This is a genomic window from Bartonella sp. AA16NXGY (assembly GCF_042197325.1).
Taxonomy (GTDB): Bacteria; Pseudomonadota; Alphaproteobacteria; order Rhizobiales; family Rhizobiaceae; genus Bartonella.
On record NZ_JBHIRR010000036.1, the window covers coordinates 1 to 2,958 of the forward strand.

A 2,958-nucleotide genomic window follows, 5' to 3' on the forward strand; every position below is an offset into this window, starting at 1 on the left:
GAGCTCATAAACCTGTTGATATTTCCTGTCACCGCTGCTTAAAACAACGGTGAACAATATTGAGATGATTGGTTGAGGAAACAATCCCGTCATTTCAAGCAAAGCAAGGATGAGGGATTGTTGACCATCACAAACAGCAAAACTTAAGGTTGGCATTCATCCGCATTTTTATATTTTTTACAAAACGGGCTGTTTAAGCGCTTTTCGACACTTCTCTTCGGGATGACAGCACCAGCCTGACAAATGGGGAGGTCTCTACCGTTAAAAGGAGAACACCAGCTAGCTCTCCCTTTATAATGGAATCCTGCTTGGATCATGCAAGCATCAATCGTTGCATTCTCATTGTTGCTTAACTTTTGAACTTCATCCTCAAGATAATTAAGGTGTGGCAAACCACACTCTAGCAATGCTTTTCCTACCTCCGTAGAATCTGCTCCTAGCTTCTCCCACACAGCCGTCTCTCCTCGAGGAGGTTTATCAATGTTTTCAATATCACATCCAGCAACCGTTAACAGAATGAGCAGGCTTAATAAATTAAACAACATTTTCATTTTTTGTTCCCTGTTCTCGTTGAATAAAGTTTGTTAAAACTAAATGAACCATAATTAATTTGACACTCACGACTCGCATCAGCATAACAATTATGGGGGCTCGGGTTAAGGCCCAAGACCGCTCTCCCCATCTCTCTGAGAGGATTAGTTGCTATAGTAAATAAACTGTTTGCTGCAAATATCATCATATAAAAAGGATTTTTTATACCTTTCTCCAAAAGTGAAAAATCTAGATTTAAAGGTGCCTTATAAGCCGTAGGCCAATTGTAACCAATCACTGTACTAATGGGGTCTAACATATGACCTTGTATGTAGATATAATTTTTTTCGCCATCGCTTAGATAATCTACTGTATTGGCCATCGATTGCATGTGAGCAGCCGCTCCAACAAGATAGAAGTCTGTTTTCTTGGCTACACTGTGGATACCATGTTCTTGCAAGTCATTTGCTCCATTGCGTATTGTTAAGGTACCCCGGCTATGCCCACTAACAATAGCATTGTCATTGCCATAACGATAGATAAAATCTTGGAACTTCTTGGTCGAATTACTCAATCCCCAAGTGCTACCCTCCCAAAACTTTTGATAATATGCTACCCCTAATTCTACCAGCACATCATCAGCTTGGGGAAAGTATGTAAAATAAAGGGGACCATTTTTATTAACAGCCAATTGGACAGCATTACCGGCTGCTTCATCTGGTGAATTAAAAATGCCATTGTAGAACATATAAACAGCACCATTAGGGCCTTTTTGTAAATGCTTTTCTTCCTCTGGCTTTAAAAAGTGATACAGAGTGATATATTTTCCATCACTGCCTTTTATAGGTTTTCCATTTTCATCGGTTAAATAGAGGACATTGCCATTTTCATCATGCGCAACCTCACCCACTGGATGGTCAACATAAAATGCCATTTTACGAACCCCATCCCATATATCAAACCATTCATCTACCCATTTATTTCTCATACCTAAACGATTACGCAATATATCCTCAAGCGGTGCGACATCTAGCTGTCCTACTGCCTGGTGGGCTGTAGCGGTGTTGCGGTTGAGTGCACCAATGATTTGTCCAGCATCTTGCCCCATCGCCCTCTGTCCAGTTATATCAGTAAGGATGATAGTCCCATCACTGATAGCAGATTTGGTTTCTCCTTCTGCTGCATCCTTGGCTTTGCCGTGATTTAAAACATTCTTGGCAATGTTTTTTATCGTGTCGTTCCCAGAAATGCTAAACCCATGGCTGCTGGCTTTAGCATGGGCACTGTTGCTGATATCACTGGTGCTAATGCTTCCTGTGGTCAGGCTGTTTTTATCTGCCGGCGCGGTGCTGGCAATGATGCCTCCGGTCAGCATTGTTTTGTCTTTAACTATGATATTAAAGCCGCCATCACCCGCTTTGATGCCTGATTGTTCCACAACACTATGATAATCACTAGAGGATTTATCGTTTTGGAAAGAGGCGCTCATGGAGCCCCCACCACCCGTTTGTCCAGCACCAAACCCAACAGAAACAGAGTTTTGCTTGCTGGAAGTTTGTCCCGTATCACTGCGGCTGGTAATGGCAAAATCACCCCCTACTTCCATTTCTACACGCTCTCCAGAAACCACGGCGCCTGCCAATGTGGTGTTTGCCTGACTTATGGTATGAACAGTGCCGGTGCCTATAATATGGCTGTTTTTGTGTTGAACTTCCTCACTGGAACCTTCCCCTTGACTAAAAGCAGCACTGCCCGTTGCCCCTGCGCCACCCGTGCCATAACCGGTGCCAACACTCATTGAAGCACTTTCACTGCTGTTTTGTGTGCTTTGCGTGTTTTGTGCACTTTCAAAGATGATATCTTTACCTGCTTCCATGGTGATCTTTCCGCTCTGTGCATCATTTTCCAGCACATAGATTGGATTGGTACCAGCGATAACATCAGCGCCAACACCATGAATGCTGCCTTTGTGGGCTTGCATGTTAACAGCGCGTCCGCCTTCTATGCTATCTGTCACCGCTGTGGAGACTTGAGAAGAGGCTTCTGTTTTCTCAGTTTTAAAGCCCACGGTTACACTGCCAGATGCGCCAGCCAGATTGGCAAGAGCATCCTTGGTGGAGCCCCCCAATCCTCCTAATGAGCTACTCAGTCCTTTGGTTACGTTCCCCTTTTCCCCCGTATTGCCAGTCAGCCAATTAACAAAGGTTTTGCCTTTACTATAAAGATGACTGATTTTCATGCCAGTCAGTATGCCATTAATAACTGTATTGTTACCATCCTTATTATTCATGTGATCTGCGGCATCTTTTAGTCCTTGTACCGTGCCAAGGACACCGATATCAACGGAAGTTGTCACACCAGCAAAAGACTTTTCATGCTTTTCTTTTGCGTTAGAGGTATCATAGCTTTCTGATAGGGTGATATTAT

At 43.4% G+C, this 2,958-nt stretch carries 2 protein-coding genes; both read right to left on the bottom strand.

The window, feature by feature from the left end:
* Window positions 1–143: 143 nt before the first annotated feature.
* On the bottom strand, window positions 144–551 hold the full coding sequence (locus ACFINK_RS09105) for a hypothetical protein (protein ID WP_375638875.1): 408 nt from the start codon (window positions 549–551) through the stop codon (window positions 144–146).
* Window positions 548–2,958, bottom strand: a 2,411-nt coding sequence (locus ACFINK_RS09110) for a hemagglutinin repeat-containing protein (protein WP_375638877.1), incomplete at its 5' end; no start/stop codon positions are given. The genes ACFINK_RS09105 and ACFINK_RS09110, both read right to left, overlap by 4 nt.

Excerpts from the sequence above, each read along its gene's own strand:
- ACFINK_RS09105 (WP_375638875.1), bottom strand. The coding sequence starts at position 551 with ATGAAAATGTTGTTTAATTTATTAAGCCTGCTCATTCTGTTAACGGTT.